We start from the raw sequence: 18,700 nt of genomic DNA, 5'->3' as shown, positions 1-18,700 counted from the left end.
CGCGAGTGCCGCGCCGCGGGGGTGCGCCACCACGGTCAGTCCGGCGGTCACTTGTCCGTGCCGGTCCAGGCACTGCAGCCCGTCCGGCGTTTGAGGACGAGGCCGTTCAGGCCGAAGCGGGGGTCTGGGGGCGGCAGCCCCCAGGGACGGGACGGGAAGGGGCGGCGGGGGCGACGGAGATGTGGTGATGGGCCCCGCACGGGTGGTGTGCGGGGCCCATCGGGCGGTCAGCCGGTGGACGCCGGGGTGAGGAGGACGTCCACCGGCAGGGTTACCCCAACAGGCCGCCCACCAGGCCGGGTTCGTCGGCGTCGGAGCCGCCCGTGGAACCACCGCCGGAGGAGGGACCCCCGGAGGTCGGACCGGTGCTGGTGCTGGGCGCCTCGTCGGCCGGAGCCGACTGCTGGGGAGGAGCCTGTCCCCCGGTGCCCTGCGTCTGGCTGGGCGTACCCGCCCCGGCGCTGCCCGTGTCGCTGGTGGCGCCCGGCGTCGTAGCGGCGCCGGACGGCGTGGCCGCCCCCGACGTGGCGCCCTGCGTGGGCGAGTTGGAGGCCGACGGCGTCTTCTTCCGTTGGCCGGGCTCCTGCGGCAGCGGGGACCCCGGGAGCTCGTTGCGCGGGGCCTCGCCGGGACCGGGGACGACGACGCGGTCGGCGTCGCGGACCGCGCCGCCGAGCAGCGAGCCGACGAGAAGGGTCAGGCCGGTGACGATCACCGTGACCAGGGCGCCGCGGCGCAGGACGTAACTGCGGAGCTCCCAGATGTCGGCGCGGGGGCCGAGGCGGCGCCAGGCCATACCCGCGAGGCGGCCGTCGATCGAGTAGACCGGGGCGCCGGCGATGATCAGCGGGGACCAGGCGGCGAGGTAGATGATGTCGGGCGCGTCGTAGACCGGGACGCTCTTCCAGCTGACGGTGAGCAGGAGCGCGGCCGACAGCAGCGCGCCGACGACCGCGGCGACCCGCTGCCAGCATCCCAGGACCGTGAGGACGCCCACGATGACCTGGAAGAAGGCGATGACCAGGCCGGATCCGACCGGGTGCTCCAGGGCGAACTGGCGGAGGGGCTCGGCCACTTCCCACGGGTGCAGGGTGTTGAGCCACTTCACCATCGAGCCGCGCTTGCCGCCGTCGAAGTAGACGGGGTCGCAGAGCTTGCCCATGCCGGCGTAGATGGAGATGAAGCCGAGGAAGACACGGAGCGGGAGGAGGACGACGCCGAGGTTCATACGGCGGCCTGGGTAGTAGGCGTGCCGGGCCGGGTCGTCGCCGCCACCGGGCCGCCTGGGGGGCGCGTCGGTTGCGTGCGTGCTGTGGGGGTCCTCCGCGAACTCCTCGTCGTCGTAGACGAGTTCCTCGTCGTATGCGCTCTCGACCGTGCGCATATGAGGCAGGAGCCGGGTTTCGAGGGATTCGTGCGTGCGCTGGGCGCCGACGATCGGCGTTTCGACGGTCCGTGACAAGTCGTCGTCGTAGCCGGCGTCGTAGCCGTCATAGCCGCCGATGTCGACCCGGGGGATGACCTGGGTGGCTCCGCCGAGGCCGGGGGCCGGCTCCTCGCCGTGGCGGACGCTGCCGTCCCGCACGGCCTGGAGCAGGCGGTGGGCGCCGGTGTCGTCGGGCGCGGACGTACCGTTCCAGACGGCGACTCGGCGGCGGGCGCCGGTGGCCGCGCCCGCTCTGCCGGCCGCGCCGGCGACGGGGATGCGGGTGGTGTCCTCGGTGGCGCTCAAGTGCCGTGCGATCCGGGGGGATTTGGTGCGCCCGGTCGACGCGCCCAGCAGCACGCGGAAACTCGCGTGATTGACGATGATCTGCGCCGGATCGCTCGGCACCTTCACCATGCTCAGCGCGGGAGCGTCGTCGTATCCCGACGAACGGTCCCCCGTGGGTGTGCGGGGTGTTCTGGTGTCCACACTCAACTAACCGAGTGACGTGTGCTTAGGACACTGCCTTGACCGGCCCGATCTGTCCGGACCCCGTCAAGGATGCGCAGGTCGCACCACTGTCACCGGAATTACCCCGCACGGGTGACGCCACGGACGCGTGTTCAGCCGCGTCGGCGAGCCGCCTCGTAGAGGACGATCCCCGCCGCCACACCGGCGTTGAGGGATTCCGCGCCGCCCGGCATCGGGATGCGGACGCGGAAGTCGCACGTCTCGCCCACCAGCCGGGACAGGCCCTTGCCCTCACTGCCGACCACGATGACGACCGGGCCCGCCAGGGCTTCCAGATCGCCGAGTTCGGCCTCGCCGTCGGCGGCGAGGCCGACGACCACGATGCCCGCCTTCTTGTACGCCTCCAGGGCGCGGGTCAGGTTCGTGGCGCGGGCGACGGGGGTGCGGGCCGCGGTGCCGGCCGACGTCTTCCAGGCGCCGGCCGTCATGCCGGCCGCTCGCCTTTCCGGTACGACGACGCCGTGGCCGCCGAACGCGGAGACCGAGCGGACCACGGCACCCAGGTTGCGCGGGTCCGTCACGCCGTCGAGGGCGACGATGAGTGGGTCCTCGCCCGCGTCCGCGGCCGCGTCGGCCAGCTCCTCGGGGTGCGCGTACTCGTACGGCGGGACCTGCAGGACGAGACCCTGGTGGTTGAGGCCGTTCGTCATGCGGTCCAGCTCGGGGCGCGGGGCCTCCATGAGGTTGATGCCGCCGCGCTCGGCGGCGAGCTGGAGGGCCTCGCGGACGCGCTCGTCGTTGTCGATGAACTGCTGGACGTAGAGCGTCGAAGCCGGGACGCCCTCGCGCAGGGCCTCGACCACCGGGTTACGTCCTACGACCATCTCGGACGTGCCCTTGCCGCCACGGCCGCGCGGCACGGGGCGGCGCGCGGCCTGCTTCGCCTTGGCGGTCGCGATGCGGTTCTTCTTGTGCTTCTTGCGCATCTCGGCGGGCGGGGTCGGGCCCTTGCCCTCGAGGCCCTTGCGCCGCTGGCCGCCACTGCCGACCTGCGCGCCCTTCTTGCCGGACATGCGGCGGTTGTTCGCGGCCATGACCTACCTGTCTGTCGTGAGGCGTTCGTACGTACGTCTATGCAGTGTGCCGCCCGGAGGGCCGGGCGGCACAATCGATCTTCGGGGAACCGGGATCCGTCAGCGGGGCCCGAGGGTCCAGCGGGGGCCCTGCGGGCCGTCCTCGATGACGAGACCCGACTGCTTGAGCTGGTCGCGGATGGCGTCGGCGGTGCCCCAGTCCTTGCGGGAGCGGGCCGCCTCGCGCTGGTCGAGGACCATGCGGACCAGGGTGTCGACCACGCCGTGGAGGTCCTCGCCGCGGTCGGACTCGCCGGCCCAGTGCTCATCGAGCGGGTCCAGGCCGAGGACGCCGAGCATGGCGCGGACCTCGGCGAGGCGGGCCACGGCGGCTTCCTTGTCGTCGGCGGCCAGCGCGCTGTTGCCCTGGCGGACGGTGGTGTGGACGACGGCCAGCGCCTGCGGGACTCCAAGGTCGTCGTCCATCGCCTCGGCGAAGGCGAGCGGCACCTCGGGGGACGGCTCGACGACGTGCCCGGTCATCTCGACCACGCGCTGCACGAAGCCCTCGATGCGCGCGAACGCCGACTCGGCCTCGCGCAGGGCCTCCTCGCTGTACTCGATCGTCGAGCGGTAGTGCGGGGTGCCCAGGTAGTAGCGCAGGACGATCGGGCGCCACTGCTTGACCATCTCGGAGACCAGGACGGAATTGCCGAGCGACTTCGACATCTTCTCGCCGCTCATGGTGACCCAGGCGTTGTGCACCCAGTACTGGGCGAAGTCGTCGCCGTAGGCCTTGGCCTGGGCGATCTCGTTCTCGTGGTGCGGGAAGATCAGGTCGAGTCCGCCGCCGTGGATGTCGAAGGCGGTTCCGAGGTACTTGTGAGCCATCGCCGAGCACTCCAGGTGCCAGCCCGGGCGGCCCCGGCCCCACGGCGTCTCCCAGTCGGGCTCGCCGGGCTTGGCGGCCTTCCACATCGCGAAGTCGCGCGGGTCCCGCTTGCCGGTGATGCCCTCCTCGGTGGGCTGCCGCATCTCGTCGAGGTCCTGCCGGGACAGCTCCAGGTAGGAGGGCCAGGAGCGGACGTCGAAGTAGACGCTGCCGTCCGCCTCGTAGGCGTGTCCGCGCTCGATGAGCCCGCGCATCATCTCGACCATCTCGGTGACATGGCCGGTGGCGCGGGGCTCGTACGTCGGCGGGAGGCAGCCGAGGGCGGTGTAGCCGTCGGTGAAGGCGCGTTCGTTCTCGTAGCCGATGGACCACCAGGGGCGGTTCTGCTGCTCCGCCTTGCCGATGATCTTGTCGTCGATGTCCGTGACGTTCCGGATGAACGTGACGTCGTAGCCGCGGTATTCGAACCAGCGGCGCATGATGTCGAAGTTGAGCCCGGAGCGGATGTGCCCGATGTGCGGTGCGGCCTGCACGGTGGCGCCACAGAGGTAGATCGAGACACAGCCCTGCTGGAGCGGGGCGAAGTCACGGATCTGCCGGGCGCTGGTGTCGTACAGGCGAATAGTCACGACACCAGGGTAGTGGGCGGATGGGAGTGCCTGGTGCGTAAGTGCGGTTTGGCCGTTCGTGGTCACTCGCAGGCCGGTGGGGGCGGGTCGGGCCCGCGCTGGGACGGCCCGCCGACCGGCCTCAGCCGACCCGGACCACCAGCGCCGTCGCCACCGCCATCAGTCCCTCGTCACGGCCCGGGAAACCGAGGCCGTCGGTGGTCGCGCCCGACACCGACACCGGGGCTCCGGCCGCCTCCGACAGGATCTTCTGCGCCTCGTCGCGGCGCTTGCCGATCTTGGGGCGGGGGCCGACGACCTGGACGGCGACATTGCCGATCCGGAAGCCCGCCTCGCGCACGATCCGGGCCGCCTCGGTGAGCAGTACGACGCCCGAGGCGCCGGACCACTCGGGGCGCCCCGTGCCGAAGTGCTGTCCCAGGTCGCCGAGGCCGGCCGCCGAGAACAGCGCGTTGCAGGCGGCGTGGGCGACGACGTCGGCGTCGGAGTGGCCTGCGAGACCCGGCCCCTCGCCCTCCCACTTCAGGCCGGCGCACCACAGCTCGCGGCCCTCCTCGAAGGCGTGGATGTCGGTGCCGATGCCGACCTGGGGAAGCAGGGGCTCACCTCCCGGCGGCGGCCGGAGATCGGAAGCGTCAGAAGCCATCGTTCAGCCTCCGGCGCGCCAGGACCGCCTCCGCAAGGACCAGGTCGAGCGGGCGCGTGACCTTGAAGGCCTCCTCGTGGCCGGGCACGACCACGACGGTGAGGCCGAGTTGCTCGACCATGCTCGCGTCGTCGGTGACGTCGTCGGTCACCGTCTCGTGGGCACGGATCAGCGTCGCGCGGTCGAAGCCCTGCGGAGTCTGTACGGCACGCAGGCGGGCGCGCCGCAAGGTGGCCACCACCGGTTCGGGCTCGCCCGTGCCGCCGGTCGGCTCGACCTCCTTGACCGTGTCCGCGAGCGGCAGCGCGGGGACCACGGCCTGCGCCCCGTCCCGTACCGCCTCGATGACCGCGTCCACCGTGTCCACCGGCACCAGCGGGCGGGCCGCGTCGTGCACCAGGACGATGCCGTGCTCCGGCGGCAGCGCCTCCAGGCCGAACTTCACGGACTCCTGGCGGGTCTCGCCGCCGGGGACCACCAGGAAGTCGGTGCGCTCGGGCAGCGCGTGGGCGTCCAGCAGGCTCTTGACCTCGGCGGCTCCGTCGGGCGGGGCCACGACGACCACCAGGGAGACGGCCCGGGACGCGGCCATCGCGCGCACGGCGTGGATGAGCATGGGCGTGCCGTTCAGCGCGCGCAGCGCTTTGGGGGCGCCCGGACCGAGGCGTACGCCCTTTCCGGCGGCCGGGATCACGACGGCGGTACGGGCCCCGGCACGGGTGTCGGCGGGGACACCCGTGGGCGAAGGACGCGAAACGTCAGACATCGGTTCCTGTCAGGTTTGTGTGCTCTGCCTACGTGGGTATGGCCTCAAGCGTGCCGGGTGGGCCTTTCTTGACCGAACCCTTCCGTGACATCGGTCGAGACGGCTGCCCGGACCCGGCACATCAAGTATCGGGGGCGCCCCCGAGGTAGGACGTACCGCGCCTGTGAGCGAACATGCCGCAGCGCCCGGCGACAGCAATTACGTCATCGGGCACCGCGGCACTTCTTTGAAAAAAATCAGCACGCTGCTGAAACTACTACTGTGCTGAAACTGAGGCGGATGTACCGCGTCAGGACGCGAGAACCTCGTCGAGCAGCGCCTCGGCCTTGTCCTCGTTGGTGTTCTCCGCGAGAGCGAGCTCGCTCACCAGGATCTGGCGTGCCTTGGCGAGCATGCGCTTCTCACCGGCGGAGAGTCCGCGCTCGCGCTCACGACGCCACAGGTCACGCACCACTTCCGCGACCTTGATGACATCGCCGGAGGCGAGCTTCTCCAGATTTGCCTTGTATCGACGCGACCAGTTCGTGGGCTCCTCGGCGTACGGCGCGCGCAGCACCTCGAAGACCCGGTCCAGCCCGTCCTGACCGACCACATCACGCACGCCGACGAACTCCGCATTGTCCGCTGGCACACGTACCGTCAGGTCACCCTGGGCGACCTTCAGCACCAAGTAGGTCTTGTCCACGCCTTTGATCTGGCGAGTTTCGATGGCCTCGATCAGCGCGGCCCCGTGATGGGGATAGACCACGGTGTCGCCAACCTTGAACGTCATGTGACAGGTACCCCTTCCGTGGCTATCCAGGGTAACACGGAAACTGCGGGTTCTGAATGGCGTTTTCGCAGGTCAGGGCATATCTCGGGGCTTGACAACTCCAACAGGAACGTGCTGCGCGGGCCGAGCGGAAGAAAGTATTCGCAGGTGGGAGCGGCTCTGCGGGCGAGGTGAAACGCGTACGTTACACACATCCAGAGACGCCTCCGAGTGGCCGAACGTCCGCATATGTCCGGTTCCAAGTGTGCGACTTCCGCTACTCCGTTCGGCGTCCCGAGTCACCTCCCGGGCGAATCCGGAATTGATCACAGCCAGGTCGGCGGCACATCCGGTGATCAATTCCGGAAGGTCGCGCATTCCTTCACGGAAATTTTGCGCGGGGACTTGCGAGACGTCTTATGTGAATGACGGACAGAGCTCCGGGCAAAGTGACAACCGGGCCACTTGTGGGTGAAGGGAAGGGTGGCGGAAGAGGCGCTTCGGACGTACTTCCTCGGCTCATCGCCGCTCGGGGGAGGGTCGGGTGCGGTAGCGCGGGAACGGCTCGGTAACCTAAGGCCGCTGACAGACACTTAGGGCGGCACTACGCGCCCCCCGTTCGAGTCAAGGAGTTGCCGCCGCCGTGAGCAGCAGCCTTCGACGCGGCGCCCTCGCCGCCGCCGCCATCACGTTCTCGATCGCCGCGCTCTCCGCGTGCGCGGCCGGCAACAACGCGCAGACCCTGGAGATCAAGCCGGACAACGCAGCCACCAGCGTCGGCGACATCAAGATCCAGAACGCCATCGTCATCACCCAGCCCGACCTGGAGTCGACCGGCCCGGCCGCGATCTCGGCGACCCTGTTCAACTCCGGCAGCTCCGCGCAGACGCTGGACTCGATCAAGGTGGACGGCACGGCCAAGAGTGCCGAGCTCAAGCCCGCCAAGGGCGGCAGCCTGACCATCCCGGCCGGCGGTTCGCTGATCATCGGCGGCAAGGACAACGCCGCCGCCGTGCTGCCCAGCAGCCGCGAGGCCATCCAGGACGGCAACGCCCAGCGGATCACCTTCACCTTCAGCAAGACCGGTGACGTGAGCCTGCGCGCCTTCGTCGTCCCGGCCGAGAGCTACTTCGAGAGCTGGGGCCCGACCGAGGTCCCGGCGACGCCGGGCACCACGGCATCCCCGACCGGCTCGCCGACCGGGACCCCGGCCGAGGGCGCGGAGGCCACCACCCCGACCGGCGGTGCGTCCGGGGGCGCGACGGAGACCGGCGGTGCGGCCGGTGACGGAGCGGGGGCCGGCCACGCGGCGACCCCGAGCGACAGCGCCTCGCAGACGGTCGCCGGGCACTGAGCGGCCCTACGGCGCCGGATCGTCGTACGGCGCCTGCACAGTCGTAGAAAAAGGGCGGGACCCCCGGAAACGGAGGTCCCGCCCTTCGACGTACGTGGCGACGGTTTACGGCTCGAACTTGTAGCCGAGGCCGCGGACCGTCACCAGGTAGCGCGGCGCGCCCGGGTCCGGCTCGATCTTGGCGCGCAGGCGCTTGACGTGGACGTCCAGGGTCTTGGTGTCGCCGACGTAGTCGGCACCCCAGACGCGGTCGATGAGCTGCATACGGGTCAGGACGCGGCCCGCGTTGCGCAGGAGCATCTCCAGGAGGTCGAACTCCTTGAGCGGGAGGTCGACCTTGGAGCCGGAGACCGTGACCACGTGGCGGTCGACGTCCATCCGGACCGGGCCCGCCTCCAGAGCGGCCGGGGTCACCTCCTCCGGCTCGCCGCGGCGGCGCAGGACGGCCCGGATACGGGCGACCAGCTCGCGCGAGGAGAACGGCTTGGTGACGTAGTCATCGGCTCCTATTTCCAGGCCGACGACCTTGTCGATCTCGCTGTCCTTGGCGGTGACCATGATCACCGGGACGTTCGATCGGCCGCGCAGCTGGCGGCAGACCTCGGTGCCCGGCAGGCCGGGCAGCATCAGGTCGAGGAGGACGAGGTCGGCGCCGTTGCGCTCGAACTCGTCGAGTCCGTCGGGCCCGGTGGTCGCGACGGCGACCTCGAAGCCCTCTTTGCGGAGCATGTACGACAGGGCGTCGGAGAAGGACTCCTCGTCCTCGACGACGAGCACACGGGTCACGGAAGGACCTCCGGGGCGGAAAGCGTTTCGTACGCGGTTGAGTCAGCGGGTGAATCGGGGGTGCTGCGGTGATGGGACGGTGCGGCGGAGTGCCCGGCCTCGTCGTCGAGATCGGGGTGCTGCTGTGCGCGGTCACGGGCCGCACCCGCCTCCGGCAGGCGCAGGGTGAAGGTGGAGCCCTGTCCCTCGGAGCTCCACACCGTGACCTCCCCGCTGTGTGAGGCGGCCACGTGTTTGACGATCGCGAGGCCGAGGCCGGTGCCGCCTGTGGCACGGGAACGGGCCGGATCCACGCGGTAGAAGCGCTCGAAGATGCGCTCCTTGTCCTTGTCCGAGATGCCGATGCCCTGGTCGGTCACGGCGATCTCGATGTTGTCCCCGCCCGGGGCGCCGACCCGGCGCGCGGCGATGCCGACACGGGTGCGGGCGGGCGAGTAGTTGACGGCGTTCTCGACGAGGTTGCCGAGCGCGGCGGCGAGCTGGCCGCGGTTGCCCCAGATGCTCAGGTCGGTGGTGCCGCCCGCGGCCATGGTGATCTGCTTCGTCCCGGCGGCGTGCCGGCAGCGGTCCATGGCCTCGGCGACGAGCTCGTCGACGCGGACGGGCTCGGCGTCCTCCAGCGGGTCGTCGTTCTGCACCCGGGAGAGGTCGATCAGTTCCTGCACCAGGTTGGTCAGCCGGGTCGCCTCGATCTGCATGCGCCCGGCGAAGCGCTGCACGGCCTCCGGGTCGTCGGAGGCGTCCATGACGGCCTCGGACAGCAGGGAGAGCGCGCCGACCGGTGTCTTCAGCTCATGACTGACGTTCGCGACGAAGTCACGCCGCACGGCCTCTATCCGCCGGGCCTCGGTGAGGTCCTCGACGAGGAGCAGGACCAGGCGGGAGCCAAGGGGCGCGACGCGCGCGGACACGGCGAGGGCCTCGCCGCGTCCGGTGCCACGCCTGGGCAGATCCAGCTCGACCTGCCGTATCTCACCGTCGCGTCTGGTGTCCCGGGCCATCTGGAGCATGGGCTCGACGGAGAGCTTGCCGCCTCGCACCAGACCGAGGGCGTACGCCGCCGAGCTGGCCTTGACGACGGCGTCCCCCTCGTCGAGCACGACGGCGGAGGAGCGCAGCACCGACAGGACCGTGTCCACGCCGGGCGGCAGGACCGGGTCGGTGTGCAGAGAGGTTCGGGTGGGTCGCTTCAGGTCGCGTTCGCTCCAGCGGAACGCCAGCATGGCGATGACACCGGTGAGCACCCCGGCGATCGCTGCCGCTGCGGCGACCGCCGCGTTCACGTCCATGCACCCAGGTTAGGCATGACGCAGGCAGTGGCCACAGCCGTCGGAGTGCGACCTCGAACACTCGTCGCCCAGAGTTCACCTTGGAGCCAGTGCTGGTTCATTTGAGGGGGCGGAAACGGACGCGTACGGACCGGATCGTGGATGCGTGGGGTTCGCACAGGCGGTTTAGCTTGGGATCACACTGGCGGTTTCACGACAGTCCGACTGACGTTTTCGCGACAGTCTTACTGTCGGAGGGCGTGACGGTAAGACTTCCGGTTCAACGGGATTCGACAAGATCCGACTACAGGACTGCCGGTCCGACGACAGTCTCCTGGCCCCGGAACCCCCGAGGCATACGTTAGAGAGGGACCCTGATGCGGGACGCGTACCACGAGGAACTGGACTCGATCGGCGACGGTCTGGTGGAGATGGCCCGGCTGGTCGGCTCGGCGATCGGGCGCGCCACGGCGGCGATCCTCGACACCGACCTGAAGCTGGCCGAGAGCGTGATCGAGGCCGACCAGAAGGTCGACGACCTCCAGCACGACCTGGAGGCCCGGGCCATAGCCCTGCTGGCGCGCCAGCAGCCGGTTGCGACGGACCTCCGTATCGTCGTCACCTCGTTGCGCATGTCGGCGGACCTGGAGCGCTCGGGCGACCTCGCCCAGCACGTGGCGAAGCTCACGCGGCTGCGCTACCCGGAGCGCGCGATCCCGCAGGACCTGCACGCCACCATCCTGGAGATGGGGCAGCTCGCGCAGCGCCTGATGGCGAAGGCGGCCGAGGTGATCGTCACCAAGGACGTCGATCTCGCGCTCCAGCTGGAGCAGGACGACGACGCGATGGACCTCCTCCACCGCACCCTCTTCCAGCACCTGCTGGACGATCGCTGGAAGCACGGCATCGAGACGGCGGTCGACGTGACGCTGCTCGGCCGTTACTACGAGCGGTACGCCGACCACGCGGTGGCCGTGGCGAAGCGTGTGGTGTTCCTGGTGACGGGTGAGCACGCCGATGAGCTGCAGCCCGACATCCAGCCGGACATTCAGCCGGTTTCGGACGCCGAAGGCGCCTGAGGCGTACTGGGCGGGTCGGTTACGGCCGGAAGGGCGGGGAGTGCGGGGAGTGCGGGGGCCTGTTCGGGGCGGGTGCAAGCCTCCGTGCGCCGTTGATGCGCCCAGCGGGGCGGGCATGGAATGGGCACAGGCACCAGCCCCGAGGAGGGACCATGGCCGAATCCCCCAGCACTCCCGGCACGACGCCCGACCCCACCCAGGTACGCCCGACCGAGCAGCCCGCCGACGTCAGGAGCCTCCCGCTCGTCGCCGCGTGCGGCTGCGGCTCGGGCTGCGGGTGCGGGTGCCAGTCGGGGAATCCTTGCCAGTGCGGGTGAGGGTGCGGGCGTAGGACGCGGAGGCAGCGCGGCGTACGGCGTCGTGGATCTTGCGTGGCGGTCAGGGCTCCGGTGCGGATTTCGCAGCGGAGCCCTTTCGCGTCGTCGCTGCGGCGGATACGGGACGGGGCAGGCAGCGGGCTCGGACGGTGCTTACATACGCCTGCTTCTGCAGGCCCTGATCCCTCGTCCGCCTCCGGTCGAGGGTTGTACAGCGCGCGCCTAGGATGGGGCATATCGCCCCATCGAGGGCTTGACCGGGGCTCCGCCCAGAGCCCGGGCCCGCGGCGGCGTCGACGCCCCCAGGGCAGTCACCACGCGCCCGCCGCTTTACTTCGGGCTTCTCAGCACTGCCAGGAGCATTGCCATGACTGCTCAACCTGCCTCGATCATCCTGGAGCGCCCGGCACAGGAGCTGGCTGACGCGACCTCGCACCATCCGTTCCTGTACGAGCTGAAGCCGGTCGAAGCGCGCAAGGTCCTCGACGACCTGCAGGCCGCGCCGATCGACAAGCTGCCGGTCGACGAGGAGTGGATCACCGTAGCCGCCTCGGTGGGTGACGTTCGGGCGCGCATAGTCAAACCGCAGGGCGCCACCGGAACACTGCCCGTCGTGCTCTACATGCACGGCGGCGGCTGGGTGTTGGGCAACGCCGCCACCCATGACCGCCTGGTACGCGAGTTGGCGGTCGGCGCCGACGCGGCGGTGGTCTTCGTGGAGTACACCGCCTCACCGGAGGCCCACTACCCCGTGGCCATCGAGCAGGGCTACGCCACCGCGCAGTGGATCACGCGCGAGGGTGCGTCCAAGGGCCTGGACGCCCGGCGCATGGCGGTGGCCGGCGACTCGGTCGGCGGGAACATGACGGCAGCTCTCGCCCTGATGGCCAAGGAACGCGGTGACGTCACCTTCGTACAGCAGTCGATGTACTACCCGGTCACGGACGCGGCCATGGACACCATGTCCTACGAGCAGTTCGACACCGGCTACTACCTCAGCCGCAAGGCCATGGAGTGGTTCTGGGACGCCTACACCACCGACCCGGACCAGCGCGCGGAGATCACCGCCTCCCCCAACCGCGCCACCACCCAGCAACTCGACGGCCTGCCGCCCGCCCTGCTGATCGTGGACGAGGCCGACGTGCTGCGCGACGAGGGCGAGGCCTACGCCGCCAAACTGCGGGCAGCGGGCGTCCCGGTCACCACGGTGCGCTACGACGGCGCGGTGCACGACTTCATGATGCTCAACTCGCTCAGCGAGACCAGGGCAACCCGAGCAGCCGTGGACCAGGCCGTCTCGCTGCTGCGCGACGCCCTCGGGACCGCTTAGCGAAGCGCCGCTTCAGGAGAGGCTCACAGGGCGTCGATCCGCCACGCGATCACGCCGGTCGCCCCCTTGGCGCCCTCGACATCGATACGGACCAGCTCGTCGGCAGTGATCCGCTGCTGCACCACTGACTCGTCGCAGGGCACCGTGGTCCCCGTGCCGGCGTCCGCAGGCATGAACTCCAGCTGTGCGCTGCCGCTGCCGGCACACACCAGGCTGAGCCGGTACGTCTTTCCCTTGCCGAGGCCGGGCTCGGTGTGGACACCGTCGGTCACGCGCTCCACGCCGGCCTCGACCATTGCCCCGTCGTTGACTGCGGCAAGAGCCGCCTGGGCCTGCTCGGTGAGCTCCTTCTCCGACGGCTCAGTCGTCGGCCGGGGCCGACTGGGCCCAGGCGACGGTGAATTCGCCTCGCCGTCCGCACCGCTCTCGGACGCGCCGCATGCGGTGAGCAGGAACGCCGACACCACCACAGCGCATCCGGAGAGCCGGGCCGCCCGCAGCCTCGAGTAGGTCATGACTTGGTTTCCCCGTACTTCCAGGTCGGTCAGGCGGGCAGCGTGAGCTGCTCGTCCGGGTGCCCGAGAGGGCCCAGCACCGCCGAAAAGGCCCCCGCCCTGCCGGGGACCGGCAGTTCGGGGGCCCAATGGCGTCGGGTTACTTCTTCTTGCCCTGGTTCTTGACCGCCTCGATGGCCGCCGCAGCAGCCTCCGGGTCCAGGTACTTGCCGCCCGGCGTCACCGGGTTGAAGTCGGCGTCGAGTTCGTAGTACAGCGGGATGCCCGTGGGGATGTTCAGGCCCGCGATGTCGGCGTCGGAGATGCCGTCGAGGTGCTTGACCAGGGCGCGCAGCGAGTTGCCGTGGGCGGCGACCAGGACCGTGCGGCCGGTCAGGAGGTCGGGGACGATGCCGTCGTACCAGTACGGGAGCATGCGGACGACGACGTCCTTCAGGCACTCCGTGCGGGGGCGCAGCTCCGGCGGGATCGTCGCGTAGCGCGGGTCGTCCGACTGGGAGAACTCCGTGCCGTCCTCGAGGGGCGGGGGCGGGGTGTCGTAGGAGCGGCGCCACAGCATGAACTGCTCCTCGCCGAACTCGGCGAGGGTCTGGGCCTTGTCCTTGCCCTGGAGGGCGCCGTAGTGGCGCTCGTTCAGGCGCCAGCTGCGGTGGACCGGGATCCAGTGGCGGTCGGCCGACTCCAGCGCCAGCTGGGCCGTGCGGATCGCTCGCTTCTGGAGGGACGTGTGGACCACGTCGGGGAGGAGATCGGCGTCCTTCAGGAGCTCGCCACCGCGGACCGCCTCCTTCTCGCCCTTCTCGTTGAGGTTGACGTCCACCCAGCCGGTGAACAGGTTCTTCGCGTTCCATTCGCTCTCGCCGTGGCGGAGGAGGATCAGCTTGTACGGTGCGTCGGCCATGCGTCCGAGCGTAATCCACGGCTTTGGCCGGGTGCGCCCCGCGCCCGAAGGGCGGACGGTTGACGGGATCTGTTAATCCGGTGGCCGCCTCGGCGAGCGCGCTTGTAAGTTGCGGATACCTGCTGAGCCACTTACATCCGGTTGCGTGCATCCGGGTACATCCGGGGGACCCCCTATGCCACTCGCCGCCCTGAGACGTGCCACCCGGGAGACCGTCTCCGGGCTCCCCCGCGAGTTCTGGTGGCTGTGGACCAGCACACTGGTCAACCGGCTCGGGGCGTTCGTCGCCACCTTCATGGCCCTGTACCTCACCCTCGACCGCGGGTACTCCGCCACGTACGCCGGTCTCGTCGCCGCGCTGCACGGTCTCGGCGGGGTCGTCTCGTCGATCGGGGCCGGCGTCATGACCGACCGGCTCGGGCGGCGGCCCACCCTCCTCGTCGCCCAGGCCTCCACCGCGGTCTCCGTGGCCGTGCTCGGGTTCGTGCACCACCCCGTGGCCATCGCCGCCGTGGCGTTCGTCGTCGGTGCCGCCTCCAACGCCTCCCGGCCCGCCGTACAGGCGATGATGGCGGACATCGTCCGGCCCGAGGACCGGGTGCGCGCCTTCTCCCTCAACTACTGGGCCATCAACCTCGGGTTCGCGATCTCCTCCATGGCCGCCGGGTTCATCGCCGAGGTCAGCTACCTCGCCGGGTTCCTGATCGAGGCGGGGATGACGGCCGTCTGCGCGGTCGTGGTGTTCGTCAAACTGCCGGAGTCGCGGCCCGAGCGCACGAAGACGGAGAAGGCGGGCGAGGACGAGGTGCGGCTCGGGACCGTACTGCGCGACCGGCGCTTCATGAGCGTCGTCGGACTGTCCTTCCTCGTCGCCCTGATCTTCCAGCAGGGCTCGGTGGGACTGCCGGTGGCCATGGGCGACGCCGGGTTCTCCGCCGCCGACTACGGCCTCGCCATCGCCGTCAACGGTGTTCTGATCGTCGCGCTGCAGATCCCGGTCACCCGGTTCATCGAACGCCGGGACGCGGGGCGGATCCTCATCGTCTCGTCCCTGCTCGCCGGGTACGGCTTCGGCCTGACCGCCTTCGCCGGGTCGGTCGGCGTCTTCGCGCTGACGGTGTGCGTGTGGACGCTGGGCGAGATGCTGAACGCGCCCACCCAGACCGGCCTCGTCGTCCGCCTCTCCCCCGCTCAGGGGCGCGGGCGCTACCAGGGCATGTACACCCTGTCCTGGTCGGTCGCGGCCCTGGTCGCGCCCCTGATGTCCGGCCTCGTCATCGACCGGTTCGGCGCCGAGTGGCTGTGGGGGCTGTGCGCGGTCATCGGGACGGCGGCGGCGATCGGATACGGGACCCTGATGCGCCGCGTGCCCACGGACGAACCGGCCACCGCCGGCCGCCCGGCCGACGCGAAGCCGGAGGTCAGCCCGGCCGCCTGAGAACCCGGGTCACGTCGGGACCGCGCAATGCATCCGAGCCTCACGGATGCATCCGCGCCCCCTTGATCACCTTGTCCACCGCGTTCCTCGGCCCGTACACCGCCAGCCCGACCAGATCCAGCTCGCCCGTCGGCACCGCCCGTACCGCCGCCCGGTTGTCGCGGTCGTTGCCCGTCGTGAAGAGGTCGGAGGTGAAGACCGCGCGCGGGAGGGAGCGGGACAGGGCACGGGTGTGGGCCGTCGTCAGGCTCTCCTTGGTGGCCTCGAAGACCAGGACCGGCTGGCGGAACATCGGCAGATAGGGCACGCCGTCCGCGTCCTCGTACGGCTCCCCGACCACCTCGGGAAGCTGCGTGCCCAGGCCGCTGACCAGGAAGGCCGTGACGTTCAGCCGCTGCCAGGTCTCCAGGTCCCCGCGCAGCAGGACGGCGATCTTGGTGTCGAAGCGGACGGGTTCCGTGGTGCTCGTGTCGTTCATACGACGAGACTGGCGGCCGCCGTACACCTGCGTCTTGTACGTTCTTTGCATGGCCGCCGCACGGGATCGCCAGGAAGTCTCCGCGTGGCGCCCCTCCGTCCCGGGCGTCACCGAGGTCTTCCACGCGCACTTCACCGAGTACGCGTACCCGATGCACGTGCACGAGGCGTGGACGCTGCTCATCGTCGACGACGGAGCCGTGCGCTACGACCTCGACCGGCACGAGCACGGCACCCCGCACGACACGGTGTCGCTCCTACCGCCGCACGTCCCCCACAACGGCTCCCCCGCCACCCCGCACGGCTTCCGCAAGCGGGTGCTGTACCTGGACGGCACCCGGCTGGGAGACGACCTGATCGGGCCGGCCGTGGACTCCCCCGACCTGCGCGACCCCGTCCTGCGGCTGCGCGTCGGCCAGTTGCACGCCGCCCTCGCGCAGGCCGGCGACGAGCTGGAGGCGGACAGCAGGCTGACCCTCATCGGCGACCGGCTGCGGGCCCACTTGCGGCCCCGGACCCTGGCGGACGGCCCGCGGCGCGACCCCGCCCTCGCCCGCCGGCTGCGTGAACTCCTCGACGAACGCGTCGTCCAGGGCATCGCCCTCGACGAGGCCGCCGCGCTCGTGCAGGCTCATCCCGCCCATCTCGTACGGTCGTTCAGCGGCGCCTACGGCATCGCCCCGCACCAGTACCTGATGTCCCGCCGCGTCGACCGCGCCCGCCGGCTGCTGCTGGAGGGCCGGCCGCCGGCCGAGGTGGCCGCCGCGACCGGGTTCTACGACCAGTCCCATCTCACCCGGCACTTCCGGAAGCTGGTGGGCGTACCACCGGGGCGCTATCGCAGCAGCTCGCGCTGAGCGTCGTACAGGTTGCGCGGGCGTACGACGTCCGTGGTGCCGTACAGCTCCAGGCGGGAGTGCAGGTCACCCGTGAAGTCGGGTACGTCGATCTGGTCGAACTCCCTGACCTCGTTGAGGCCGACGGTGGCGGAGCAGGGCGCCAGGCCGTCGAGGCGGATCATGCCCGCGCGGCCGTTCGTCACCCGGACGTTCCAGTGCGTGAAGCGGGCGCCGAACAGGGGGCCCGCGCTCGCGTCGCCGCCGTGGCGGCCGTCGTTGTGGACGGTGATGTCGGTGCGGACGTTGGCGAAGGGCAGGCCGCGGTGGCTGTCGAAGGTGCCCATCCGCATGTCGCCGCGCGACCAGACGTTGTGGGAGGACAGGCCCTCCACGTTGATGCCGTGCAGCTGGGTGCCGGATGGGGCCGGGGTGGTGCGGGCCTCGATCGTGAAGTCCTCGATCAGGTTGTCGTGCGAGCCCTCACGGCAGAAGTAGGGGTGGTGGCTGCCGCGGCCCGCCACGCGTGTGCGCCGGAGCGTGCAGGCGGAGGCGGCCACCAGGCCGAAGCCGTTGTCGACGTGGCGGACGGTCACGTCGTCGGCCCAGCAGTCGTAGGCGCACTGGAAGACGACGCCGTTGTGGCCCTTGTCGAGGAGGTGGGGCTGCTGGGGCTGCTCCGTCGCCTCCAGGGTCAGGCCCTCGACACCCGATCCCGTCAGCTCCTGTACGTGCGTGGTCAGGTGCGGGTCCCACTCCGGGCGTACGTCGAGCGGGAGCGGGCGTTCGAGGGTGACCTTTCGGCCGTGGACCCGGGTGATGCGTACGGGCCATTCGTAGGGGACGTACGACGTCAGCTTCGTCTTGTCGTCCCAGGTGTACGCCTCGGGGCCCGGGCCGCCGCCGCACATGTGCTCCAGGAGGGTGTGGGCGGCGTCGTCGGCCAGGCGCAGCAGGACCAGGGCGCCGGTGCGGAGTGCCGACGGGTCCGTGACCGTGACCGTCCGGTCGCCCTGCCGCGCGGGTTCGACGCTCGTCAGCGAACGCCACTCGTCGCGCCGGTTGCCCGTCCAGCCCTCGAAGGGCCAGGCCTTCGCCCTGATGGCGGCGACCAGGGAGTCCCAACGGGCCGTCGGGGCCAGCCAGATGAGGCCGCCCGCCCAGGACCAGGACGACTTGTCGCCGCCGTAGCGGGAGCCGTAGACGCCGATCAGTTCGGTGAGGTTCTTCGTCGCGAAGAGCGTCGTACGGCCGCTGCCGGCGCCGCGGAGGACCACGTTCGAGTGGCCGATGCGGATCACGTCGTCGATGCGGAACGTGCCGGGCGGGATGGTGACCGTGCCACCGCCGGACCTTCCGGCGGCGGCGATGGCACGGTTGATCGCGGGGGCGGAGTCGGTCGTGCCGTCCGCCACGGCACCGAAGTCGCGTACGTCGGCGACGACTCGGGGGCGGGGGAGGCGGCGCGCCCCGCCGCGGTGGCCGGCCCTGCCGATGTAGGGGATCTGGGGGTGGGTGAGGGGGGTGCGGGTGAACTCACGCCAGAGGGGCGGGACTTCGGCGGTCGAGGTGGCCGCCCGTGAGGTACCGGTCGTCACGCCGAGGGCGACGGCCGTTGCCCCGCCGAGCAGGGCCCGTCTGGTGAGATGCGCATAGCCCATATCCGTACGCCCTCCATGCCGTATTTTCATGGATGTGAACGTCGTTCAGATGTGCGTTGATCGGTGAGCATGCCACGAGACCCC

Annotated in this window: 17 protein-coding genes; 5 read left to right on the top strand and 12 right to left on the bottom strand. The window is 70.6% G+C overall.

Translation table 11 applies throughout. The features are described 5' to 3' along the window. Nucleotides 1–271 precede the first annotated feature (271 nt). The 6 genes from ACWGDB_RS35260 to ACWGDB_RS35235 form a co-directional block, all read right to left on the bottom strand. Entirely contained in the window at nucleotides 272–1,915 is a 1,644-nt protein-coding gene (locus ACWGDB_RS35260) for a DoxX family membrane protein (protein WP_453826188.1), read from the bottom strand. Nucleotides 1,916–2,049: 134 nt separating this feature from the next. Next, complete coding sequence (gene rlmB, locus ACWGDB_RS35255) at nucleotides 2,050–2,991, bottom strand: 23S rRNA (guanosine(2251)-2'-O)-methyltransferase RlmB (RefSeq protein WP_453826185.1); 942 nt, start codon at nucleotides 2,989–2,991, stop codon at nucleotides 2,050–2,052. A gap of 99 nt (nucleotides 2,992–3,090) precedes the next feature. Then, a complete protein-coding gene (gene cysS / locus ACWGDB_RS35250) occupies nucleotides 3,091–4,491 on the bottom strand; it encodes a cysteine--tRNA ligase (protein ID WP_453826184.1) in 1,401 nt (466 codons plus the stop codon). A gap of 121 nt (nucleotides 4,492–4,612) precedes the next feature. Beyond that, nucleotides 4,613–5,137, bottom strand: coding sequence for a 2-C-methyl-D-erythritol 2,4-cyclodiphosphate synthase (gene ispF, locus ACWGDB_RS35245; RefSeq protein WP_453826183.1), 525 nt, complete (start codon nucleotides 5,135–5,137; stop codon nucleotides 4,613–4,615). Continuing rightward, entirely contained in the window at nucleotides 5,127–5,903 is a 777-nt protein-coding gene (gene ispD, locus ACWGDB_RS35240) for a 2-C-methyl-D-erythritol 4-phosphate cytidylyltransferase (protein WP_453826182.1), read from the bottom strand. The genes ispF and ispD overlap by 11 nt, the downstream gene beginning before the upstream one ends. 289 nt (nucleotides 5,904–6,192) lie before the next feature. After that, complete coding sequence (locus ACWGDB_RS35235; RefSeq protein ID WP_003953493.1) at nucleotides 6,193–6,675, bottom strand: CarD family transcriptional regulator; 483 nt, start codon at nucleotides 6,673–6,675, stop codon at nucleotides 6,193–6,195. Between the two features lie 622 nt (nucleotides 6,676–7,297). Between ACWGDB_RS35235 and ACWGDB_RS35230 the strand changes: the two genes are divergently transcribed. Continuing rightward, nucleotides 7,298–8,008 (top strand): DUF461 domain-containing protein, encoded by a 711-nt coding sequence (locus ACWGDB_RS35230; protein ID WP_453826181.1) that lies wholly within the window; start codon nucleotides 7,298–7,300, stop codon nucleotides 8,006–8,008. A 105-nt stretch (nucleotides 8,009–8,113) separates the two neighbouring features. Here the strand turns inward: ACWGDB_RS35230 and ACWGDB_RS35225 are convergent, their stop codons facing one another. Both ACWGDB_RS35225 and ACWGDB_RS35220 read right to left on the bottom strand, forming a co-directional pair. Next, on the bottom strand, nucleotides 8,114–8,794 hold the full coding sequence (locus ACWGDB_RS35225; protein ID WP_015659563.1) for a response regulator transcription factor: 681 nt from the start codon (nucleotides 8,792–8,794) through the stop codon (nucleotides 8,114–8,116). After that, nucleotides 8,791–10,083, bottom strand: a complete 1,293-nt coding sequence (locus tag ACWGDB_RS35220) for a sensor histidine kinase (RefSeq protein WP_453826180.1) — start codon at nucleotides 10,081–10,083, stop codon at nucleotides 8,791–8,793. The genes ACWGDB_RS35225 and ACWGDB_RS35220 overlap by 4 nt, the downstream gene beginning before the upstream one ends. Nucleotides 10,084–10,439: 356 nt before the next feature. Here ACWGDB_RS35220 and phoU point away from each other — a divergent pair, with 356 nt between their 5' ends. Beyond that, a complete protein-coding gene (gene phoU, locus ACWGDB_RS35215) occupies nucleotides 10,440–11,141 on the top strand; it encodes a phosphate signaling complex protein PhoU (RefSeq protein WP_383627096.1) in 702 nt (233 codons plus the stop codon). Nucleotides 11,142–11,825: 684 nt separating this feature from the next. Next, the gene (locus tag ACWGDB_RS35210) at nucleotides 11,826–12,788 is read left to right on the top strand and encodes an alpha/beta hydrolase (protein ID WP_453826179.1); all 963 of its coding nucleotides are present in this window, start codon (nucleotides 11,826–11,828) and stop codon (nucleotides 12,786–12,788) included. 23 nt (nucleotides 12,789–12,811) lie between these two features. Here ACWGDB_RS35210 and ACWGDB_RS35205 read toward each other — a convergent pair whose 3' ends face one another. Next, nucleotides 12,812–13,303 (bottom strand): hypothetical protein, encoded by a 492-nt coding sequence (locus ACWGDB_RS35205; RefSeq protein WP_453826178.1) that lies wholly within the window; start codon nucleotides 13,301–13,303, stop codon nucleotides 12,812–12,814. A 139-nt stretch (nucleotides 13,304–13,442) separates the two neighbouring features. Then, nucleotides 13,443–14,204, bottom strand: coding sequence for a phosphoglyceromutase (locus ACWGDB_RS35200; RefSeq protein WP_062723775.1), 762 nt, complete (start codon nucleotides 14,202–14,204; stop codon nucleotides 13,443–13,445). A gap of 175 nt (nucleotides 14,205–14,379) precedes the next feature. Here ACWGDB_RS35200 and ACWGDB_RS35195 point away from each other — a divergent pair, with 175 nt between their 5' ends. Continuing rightward, nucleotides 14,380–15,642 carry an MDR family MFS transporter gene (locus ACWGDB_RS35195; RefSeq protein ID WP_453826177.1) on the top strand — a complete coding sequence of 421 codons (1,263 nt, stop codon included), beginning with the start codon at nucleotides 14,380–14,382 and terminating at the stop codon, nucleotides 15,640–15,642. Between the two features lie 40 nt (nucleotides 15,643–15,682). On the opposite strand, the gene ACWGDB_RS35190 is transcribed toward ACWGDB_RS35195, so the two are convergent. Then, nucleotides 15,683–16,120, bottom strand: coding sequence for a DUF2000 family protein (locus tag ACWGDB_RS35190; protein WP_453826176.1), 438 nt, complete (start codon nucleotides 16,118–16,120; stop codon nucleotides 15,683–15,685). A 49-nt stretch (nucleotides 16,121–16,169) separates the two neighbouring features. On the opposite strand from ACWGDB_RS35190, the gene ACWGDB_RS35185 reads away from it, so the two are divergent. Then, on the top strand, nucleotides 16,170–16,976 hold the full coding sequence (locus tag ACWGDB_RS35185; RefSeq protein ID WP_453826175.1) for a helix-turn-helix domain-containing protein: 807 nt from the start codon (nucleotides 16,170–16,172) through the stop codon (nucleotides 16,974–16,976). Here ACWGDB_RS35185 and ACWGDB_RS35180 read toward each other — a convergent pair. Continuing rightward, the gene (locus ACWGDB_RS35180; protein ID WP_453826174.1) at nucleotides 16,955–18,616 is read right to left on the bottom strand and encodes a glycoside hydrolase family 55 protein; all 1,662 of its coding nucleotides are present in this window, start codon (nucleotides 18,614–18,616) and stop codon (nucleotides 16,955–16,957) included. The genes ACWGDB_RS35185 and ACWGDB_RS35180 overlap by 22 nt on opposite strands. Nucleotides 18,617–18,700 lie beyond the last annotated feature (84 nt).

This window comes from Streptomyces sp. NPDC055013 (assembly GCF_053608645.1).
Note: the sequence above shows the minus strand (reverse complement) of the source record. Positions and strands in the feature narration are given on the sequence as shown.